The sequence below is a fragment of the Brevundimonas diminuta 3F5N genome, from assembly GCF_900163625.1.
GTDB lineage: Bacteria > Pseudomonadota > Alphaproteobacteria > Caulobacterales > Caulobacteraceae > Brevundimonas > Brevundimonas diminuta_A.
This window is the reverse complement of record NZ_FUIE01000036.1, coordinates 101,184-107,911: the sequence shown is the minus strand read 5'-3', so window position 1 is coordinate 107,911 and position 6,728 is coordinate 101,184. Positions and strand designations below refer to the sequence as shown.

Sequence of the window (6,728 nt, the reverse complement as noted above, 5' to 3'; positions counted from 1 at the left end):
CACCGCGCTCATCCCTACCTCGCCGTCATTCTCGGGCTTGACCCGAGAATCCAGCCCCTCAACCTTTGAACAGGCATGGGTCGATGCGGTCGCCGTCGTGCTTGCTGGATTCTCGGGTCAAGCCCGAGAATGACGGCCTGAGAGAGGGGGGAGGCGTCACCTCTCCGTCTTCAACGCCCCCAACACCGCTTCCGTATCCTGCCCCAGTTTCGGCGGCGGGGCGTCGTAGCGCACCGGCGTCTTCGACAGGCGGATGGGTGAAGCCACGGTGCGGACGGGCGCGGCCAGGTCGGGCCGGGTCTGTTCGACCGTCAGGCCGCGATGGATCGCCTGGGGCTCTTCGAACACCTGGTCGATGGTGTTGACCGGGCCGCAGGGCACGCCCGCCGCCTCCAGCGCCTGCATCAGCCCCTGCATGGTGAAGCCTTGCGTCTGCGCGGCGATCAGCGGTCCCAGCGCCTCGCGGTTGGCGACCCGCAGGGCGTTGGTGGCGAAGCGGTCCTCGACCTCCAGCCCCAGGGCGCCGCACAGGGCGCGGAACTGGCCGTCATTGCCCACGGCGATGATCACCATGCCGTCCGAGCACGAGAAGGGCTGATAGGGGGCCAGGTTGGGGTGGGCGTTGCCCATCCGCGTCGGCGCCTTGCCCGACACGAAGTAGTTGGTCGCCTGATTGGCCAGCATGGCCGCCTGAACGTCGAACAGGGCGATGTCGACGTGCTGGCCTTCGCCGCTCGTCCGTGCGTGCCACAGCGCCGCCAGGATGGCGTTGGAGGCGTACAGGCCGGTGAACAGGTCCACGACCGCCACCCCGACCTTCATCGGCTCGGCGCCCGGCGCGTCGTCCGGCTGGCCGGTGATGGACATCAGCCCGCCCATGGCCTGGATCATGTAGTCGTAGCCGGCCCGATGCGCGTCCGGCCCGTCCTGGCCGAAGCCGGTGATGGAGCAATAGACCAGCTTCGGATTGATCGCCGCCAGCGAGGCGTAGTCGAGGCCGTATTTCTTCAGCCCGCCGGTCTTGAAGTTCTCGACCACCACGTCGCAGGTCGCGGCCAGGCGGCGCACGGTCTCGGCGCCTTCAGGGCTGGCGATGTCCAGCTCGACCGACTTCTTGCCCCGGTTGGCGCACATGAAATAGGCGGCGTCGCCCGGCCGACCGTCCGCCGCCGTGGTGAAGGGCGGACCCCAGTGGCGGGTGTCGTCGCCCGCGCCCGGCCGCTCGATCTTGATCACCTCGGCCCCCAGGTCGGCCAGCGTCTGCGTCGCCCACGGTCCGGCCAGCACGCGCGACAGGTCCAGAACGCGCACGCCCGTCAGCGGGCCGTGGGAGGAGGGGGGGACGGGAATCGAAGGGGCGTCAGACATGCGCGTCTTCTAGCAGAAACCGGACGCGGCAGGACGGTTTCGCGCCGAAGCGACAACCATCCAACGATGCAAAGAAATGAGACGATGGTGGGTGATCACAGGTTCGAACTGTGGACCCGCTGATTAAGAGTCAGCTGCTCTACCAACTGAGCTAATCACCCGTACCGTCGTCTGCGCCCTTGGTGTGGCGCCGGTCCTTCGCGGCGGCGTTGATGGCCTCGGCGAAGGGCGCTCCTATTACTCAGGACCGGTGTCGGGTGCAAGCGTCAAATGCATCTTTTATCGCGATTGCATCGCGCGCTAAGGTCGCGCCTTGAATCAGCCGCCGAAAAGACGCGGCGAGGGGGAGTAAAGATTATGGCGTTCTGGAACCGTCGTCGCTCGATCGACGCGATGCTGGCCCCGCATTCGGGGCCGGGGCTCAAGAAAACCCTGGGTTGGCCGCACCTTATGGCCCTGGGCGTCGGCGCCATCGTCGGCACTGGCATCCTGACCCTGATCGGGGTCGGGGCGGGTCTGGCGGGCCCTGCGGTGCTGATCAGCTTCGCCCTGGCCGGCCTAGTGTGCGCCTGCGCCGCCCTGGCCTACGCTGAACTTTCGACGATCATGCCCGCCTCGGGCAGCGCCTATACCTATTCCTACGCCGCGCTGGGCGAGATTTTCGCCTGGGTCGTGGGTTGGAGCCTGATCCTGGAATATTCGCTGGTCGTGTCGACGGTCGCCGTCGGCTGGTCCGGCTACGCCGTGCCCTTCCTGGCGGGACTGGGCATCGACCTGCCGTTCGCCCTGACCGTGGGGCCGCATGTCGAGGGCGGGCTGATCAACCTGCCGGCCATCTTCATCATCGCCATCGTGACCGGCCTGCTGCTGCTGGGCACGAAGGAAAGCGCGACGCTGAACGCCATCCTGGTGTTCGTGAAGATCGCCGCCCTGGTGGTGTTCGTGGCCATCGCCATGCCGCACTTCGATACGGCCAACTTCACCCCCTTCATGCCGCACGGCTTCGGCGCGCCCTTCGTACAGACGGGGGTCATGGCGGCGGCGGCCATCATCTTCTTCGCCTTCTACGGCTTCGACGCCATCGCCACGGCGGCCGAGGAGACCAAGAAGCCTGAGCGCGACCTGGCCATCGGCATCGTCGGCTCGATGGTGGTCTGCACCGTTCTGTATATCGCCGTCGCCGCCGCGGCGATCGGCGCCGCTCCGGTCGCCAGCTTCGCCGACAGCCCCGAGCCGCTGGCGCACATCATGCGTGGTCTGGGCCAGGGCGTCGCCGCCCAGTGGATCGCCGCCGCCGCCGTGATCGCCCTGCCGACCGTGCTGCTGGCCTTCCTGTTCGGCCAGAGCCGCATCTTCCTGGGCATGTCGCGCGACGGCCTGCTGCCCAACCGCCTCGCCAAGATCTCGAAGCGCGGCGTTCCGGCTGTGGTGACGGTGTTCACCGCCGTCGTCGTCGCCTTCCTGGCCGGCATCATGCGTCTGGACGAACTGGCGTCGCTGGCCAACGCCGGCACCTTGATGGCCTTCATGGCCGTGGGCGTCAGCCTGATCGTGCTGCGCGTGCGCGAACCGAACCGCGAGCGCAAGTTCAAGGCGCCGCTGTGGTGGCTGGTCGGCGGCATCGCCATCGTCGGCTGCATCATCTTCTTCTTCAGCCTGAAGACCTCGACGCAGCTCTACTTCCTGCTGTGGAACCTGTTTGGTCTGGCGCTCTACCTGCTGTGGTCGTCGCGCAACTCGCGCCTGGCCAAGGGTGAAGAGGCCGAGGCCTGATGGCCAGGCGCGACCTGTCGGGGGCGGTGGATTTCACCGTCCTCGAAGCCATGACGGCGGGCATGGATGATGTGACGGAAGAAGTGCTGGGCCTGTTCGTCGAACAGGCCCGCATGTGGTCGGCCATGCTGGACGCGTCCAGCGAAGGCTGGCGCGACGCCGTTCACACCATCCGCGGCGCCGGGGCGGGTATCGGGGCCAAGACCCTGGCTCAGGTCTGTGAAGAGGTTGAGTTCGGCGAACAGGCTTCTGCGCCCGCCGGGCTGGAGCGGGTTCGCACGGCGCTGGACGCGGCCTTGGCGGATGTGGCGGCCTATCGTCACGAACTGGCGCTGAAGAGCCTGAAGGGCTGAAGCCGCGCCCTTTGCCCCTTGCGGGAAAAAGTGGACGGCGAAGTCGAACGGATGAGGGGTTGCTGGACGACGTGTCCTGCAGCCCCTTTTTCCTGTGGCGTAGACACCTTCTTCCGCAAGGGGAGAATGATCGAACGTCGCCTATCGCACCGCTGCAATACCGGTAAAACATGGCGATTGCGCGTGTCTTACCGCGATCAGTCCGCCGCCTCTCGTCCGTTCGCCATGATGTGCGATCCACCAGCGGCGCGGAGAGATTTCAGACGATTCAGACGAATTGGACTCTGTTTTTTCGGCGCCTCGTTAGGCCTCGGCGCGTGACGCGGGGCGGCTTCTAACTGCCCGCGCGGGCCGCCCGGCATGGATGTCGCGCCCGCGCCGCTCGACCTCCTGCAGGATGACCGCCAACTCCTTGTCGGTCAGATGCTCGATGCCGATAAAGCCCGCGTCGGCCTTCTTCACCGCATAGATCAGCTCGTCCATCTTGGCGTGCATGGCGGCGGCGTCGCGGTTCTGGGTGTTCTGGATCAGGAACACCATCAGGAAGGTGACGATGGTCGTGCCGGTGTTGATCACCAGTTGCCACGTCTCGCTGAAACTGAACACCGGTCCGGTCACGGCCCAGACCAGCACCACCGCCACGCAGACGATGAAGGTCCACGGCCGCCCCGCCAGCTTGGCCGTCGCGTTCGCCAGATGATTGAACAGCTTTTCCATTCCGGCGGAACGGCGGCCGCAGGGCCGGGTTCCGCCGGATCAGTGGTCGCCTCAGTCCGCTTTCTGGGCCGCCCGCGTCCCGATGGTGCGGTCCAGGAAGTCCAGATAGGTCCGCCACTGATGCAGCTGACGATCATTGCCCCGGATGCCGTGGCGCTGGCCCGGATAGAGCATGGTCTCGAAGGGGATGCTCTTTTCCTGAAGGGCGTTCAGAACCCGCGTGGTGTTCTCGAAGATGACGTTGTCGTCGGCCATGCCGTGCATCAGCAGCAGACGCCCCGTCAGATTGTCGAGCCGGTTCACCACGTCCGAGGCTGCATACCCCGCCACATTGCCCTGCGGCGTCGACATGTACCGCTCAGTATAGGCGGTGTCGTACAGGCTCCACTCTGTCGGCGGCGCCCCCGCCAGAGCAGAAGCCAGACCCATCTTCGGCTCGGTCAGCGCCATCAGGCTCATGAACCCGCCGTAGGACCAGCCCATCATGGCGATGCGGCTATCGTCGACATAGGGCAGCGAGCGCAGATAGTCCGCGCCGATGACCTGATCCGCGATCTCCGGCTGGCCCATCTTCAGATAGAGGGCCTGTTTGAAGGCCGCCGAACGATCGCCCTCGCCCCGGTTGTCCAGGCGGAAGACGATATAGCCCGCCTCGGTCAGCAGTTGCGTCGTCGCCGGCTGCCAGGCGTTCTTCACCCCGCCCCCCGAAGGACCGCCATAGACCTGCATCACCACCGGATACTGCTTCGACGGATCAAAGCCCGGCGGCGTGGTCATCTGCCAGACCAGGGTCTCGCCGTGGCTTTGAAGGGTTCCAAAGGTCGGCTTCTGCTGGCGCTCGGCATAGGGCCAGAAGGGGTGGCCGGGCTGGAGCTTATTCTCCTCGATCCAGCGCACGCGCTGGCCGTTGATCGAATAGAGCGCCGACTGCGCCGGGGTGTTCACGTCGGTATAGTTGCCGACATAGGCCGTGCCCGTGCCGTTGACCTTGGCGCTCCACCAGCCGCCGCGCGGGGTGACTTCCGTCGGGTTCAGCGTCCGCTTGTAGCTGGCGCGGAACAGTTGCTGCTCGATCGGATATTCTCGGCCGTCGCGCATGGAGGCGGTGAAGAAGACCTCGCCCGTCTCCGGGTTGACGCCGTCCAGCGACTTCACCGGATAGTCGCCGCGCGTGATCGCCCGCAGGCGACGGCCGTCCTTGTTGTAGAGATACAGGTGACGCCACCCGCTCTCCTCGCTGGACCAGATGAAGTTGCCGTCCTTCAGCGCCTTGAAGTCGTGGGTGACATTGACCCAGGCGTTCGAGGTCTGACTGGCGATAACCCGGCTGGCGCCCGTGGCCGGATCAACGCTCAGCAGATCCAGCCGCTTCTGGTCGCGCGACAGGCGCTGGACGTAGGCGACCGAACCGTCCGCCGCCCAGTTCACCCGGCCCAGATAGATGTCGGTATCGGCGCCCAGATCGACTTTGACTCGCTGGCCGCTCTGCACGTCCTGGACATACAGCTCGACCACGGCGTTGGGCCGTCCGGCGCGCGGATAGCGTTGCGAGATGACCGAGGCCCCGCCGCCCGTGATGTCCAGGCGCGGAATGACGTCGACGGTGCTCTCGTCCGTGCGTTGCAGGGCGATGTAGCGTTCGTTCGGGCTCCACCAATAGCCGGTGTCGCGGTCCAGTTCCTCCTGGGCGATGAACTCGGCCGTGGCCCAGGTGATCAGATCCTTGCCGTCCGTGGTGATCGCCTGCTCGGCGCCCGTCTCCAGGTTGATCAGGAACAGGTTCTGATCGCGCACGAAGCTGACGAAGGCGCCCTTGGGCGACACCTTGGCGTCGATCTCATCCGCCGCCGTCTCGGTCAGGCGCCGCACCGAGCCGTCAGCGCGATTGGCCAGGAAGACGTCGCCTTCCAGCGGCGCCAGGATATAGCGGCCCTGCTCGTCCCACGAATATTCGACCACGCCGCGCTGCGAAATCCGCATCCGCTCGCGCCGCGCCTTCTCGGCCTCGGACAGTTCGCCCGCGTCGGGAACCAGGGCGCGGGCGTCGATCAGCTTGAACGGCTCGCCGCCTTTCACCGGCGCGGCCCACAGATCCAGCACGTCCACGTCATCCTCGCGCGAGCGCAGGAAAGCGACCAGTTCGCCATCGGGCGACAGGCTGACGCCCTTGGCCACCGGCCCGGCCAGCGACGGATTGGCGAACACCCGCTCGACCGTCAGGACCGAGGACGCGGGCGCCGTGGCGGCGGGCGGAGCCGCCGGCTGCGGCGAGGATTGGGCGAAGGCCGAGGTCGCAGCCATCAGGATCGTCGAAGCGAGAAGAAAAGTGCGCATGGCGGTGAAGCTAGAGACGGAATCTTACGTCGTCATCCCTTCTTTCTCCCTTCTCCCCTTGTGGGAGAAGGTGGCAGGCGAAGCCTGACGGATGAGGGGTTTTACAATCGAATTCTCATCGTTCCATTCGACCGCGGAGAAACCCCTCATCCGACCCGCTGCGCGGGCCACCTTCTCCCGCAA

Annotated in this window: 5 protein-coding genes and 1 tRNA gene; 2 read left to right on the top strand and 4 right to left on the bottom strand. The window is 66.2% G+C overall.

The genetic code is table 11. The annotated features are described in order from the left end of the window. Positions 1–156: 156 nt before the first annotated feature. The gene (locus FM111_RS07085; RefSeq protein WP_087140263.1) at positions 157–1,368 is read right to left on the bottom strand and encodes a CaiB/BaiF CoA transferase family protein; all 1,212 of its coding nucleotides are present in this window, start codon (positions 1,366–1,368) and stop codon (positions 157–159) included. A gap of 85 nt (positions 1,369–1,453) precedes the next feature. Next, positions 1,454–1,529 (bottom strand) — tRNA-Lys (locus tag FM111_RS07080). 196 nt (positions 1,530–1,725) lie between these two features. Here FM111_RS07080 and FM111_RS07075 point away from each other — a divergent pair. Further along, on the top strand, positions 1,726–3,141 hold the full coding sequence (locus tag FM111_RS07075) for an amino acid permease (protein WP_087140262.1): 1,416 nt from the start codon (positions 1,726–1,728) through the stop codon (positions 3,139–3,141). Next, positions 3,141–3,494, top strand: a complete 354-nt coding sequence (locus FM111_RS07070) for an Hpt domain-containing protein (protein WP_087140261.1) — start codon at positions 3,141–3,143, stop codon at positions 3,492–3,494. The genes FM111_RS07075 and FM111_RS07070 overlap by 1 nt, the downstream gene beginning before the upstream one ends. A gap of 303 nt (positions 3,495–3,797) precedes the next feature. Here FM111_RS07070 and FM111_RS07065 read toward each other — a convergent pair whose 3' ends face one another. Next, the gene (locus tag FM111_RS07065) at positions 3,798–4,211 is read right to left on the bottom strand and encodes a low affinity iron permease family protein (RefSeq protein WP_087140260.1); all 414 of its coding nucleotides are present in this window, start codon (positions 4,209–4,211) and stop codon (positions 3,798–3,800) included. 51 nt (positions 4,212–4,262) lie between these two features. Next, the gene (locus FM111_RS07060) at positions 4,263–6,545 is read right to left on the bottom strand and encodes a S9 family peptidase (protein ID WP_087140259.1); all 2,283 of its coding nucleotides are present in this window, start codon (positions 6,543–6,545) and stop codon (positions 4,263–4,265) included. Positions 6,546–6,728 lie beyond the last annotated feature (183 nt).